Origin of the sequence: Umbribacter vaginalis, assembly GCA_001552935.1 — a bacterium.
Taxonomy (GTDB): Bacteria; Actinomycetota; Coriobacteriia; order Coriobacteriales; family Eggerthellaceae; genus Berryella; species Berryella vaginalis.
Window position 1 is genome coordinate 1,036 of record KQ959695.1, and the last position, 1,228, is coordinate 2,263.

The 1,228-nt window shown below is 44.8% G+C and carries 1 protein-coding gene; it reads right to left on the reverse strand.

The window, feature by feature from the left end; all coding sequences use genetic code 11:
- Nucleotides 1-282: 282 nt before the first annotated feature.
- Nucleotides 283-1,228, reverse strand: a 946-nt coding sequence (locus HMPREF3190_RS04605) for an ABC transporter substrate-binding protein (protein WP_066780844.1), incomplete at its 5' end; no start/stop codon positions are given.

A 1,228-nucleotide genomic window follows, 5' to 3' on the forward strand; every position in this document is an offset into this window, starting at 1 on the left:
AGCGGATGGTGGCTATTTAGGAACCGACGGCGCGGAATTTGGCGTTGCGGTTATGATGGGCATTGGCTACGGCAAGCCTGCGAAGCACACCAAAACGCGTCAACCGATGTGCGACATTGTGCAGATGGTGTAAGGGTTACGCTTGTAACAAACTACCCGAGCATGCATTACGCATAACTCGGGTAGTTTCATGTTAGCGCTCGTAGCGCAGGTAACGCTTGTAGCCCTGGTAGCCCTGATAGTGCACTTGTGACTCAAGCTGCCTTTACAAAGCCAATATGCCTACGCTGCTAAATCGTACTTCTTGAAGGAACATCCAATTTTTGCCAAGTCGGCTGAAACGGGCTTACCAACAAAGAAGCTGGTAATTTCATCGAGTTTCTTCGTGGGGTCGATGTCGCCAAATGCCTCAGGATACGCGCAATGGCCTACTTGGTAGCAATTTGCAATAGCAAGTTCTACGTTGGTGGCATAGAAACGATAGGACACCAGCGAAAATACTTGCTTGTTTTGTACCGCTTTAAGATTTTTGAAATACCCCGGATTTTGCTGAATGTCTTTTTCTACCATCTTGAAGTTATTGCTTTCGATGAAAATGCAATCGGGCTGATCGGCAGAAACTTTTTCCAAATCAATGTCATAGGGCCCTTTTTTGTCGTTAACATCAGCAATATTTTTCATGTTGAGAATGGCAAAAGGAGGAAATCCGGCTTCGGTGCCAGCAAAACCGTGTGCACCGCGATAACTAATTCCAGCAGCATACGCACTTTTCGGAGTAACATTTTTTACGCGCGAAGTAAGATCTGCTTCCGTTTTCTTCATATAGTCTATTATTTCGGTAGCACGTTTGTCTTTGTTAAGCACTTTTCCCATAAGTTCAATGCTTTTATAGAATGAATCGCTAAACACGCGATTATACACCGCAACACAAACAACGGGAACGCCAGTACGCTGTTGCAGTGTGTCTGCTTTTTCTTTATCGATTGTGGTGAAAATCACGTCTGGAGCAAGATCAGAAATAGCTTCTTCATTAGGCGTTGTGCCATTTGAGCCACCTTCACCAATAACAGGTAAGTTAGCAAACTTATCGTGAAACACGTGGTTATACACGCATCTTGGTATGTCTTTTTTCTCGGCTGCTTCAACGCCAACAACTTTGTCTTGTGCTTGCAAATAGCAGATTGTGCGCAGTGAAGATGCTCCAACGCCAATAACCGATTTCGGATGT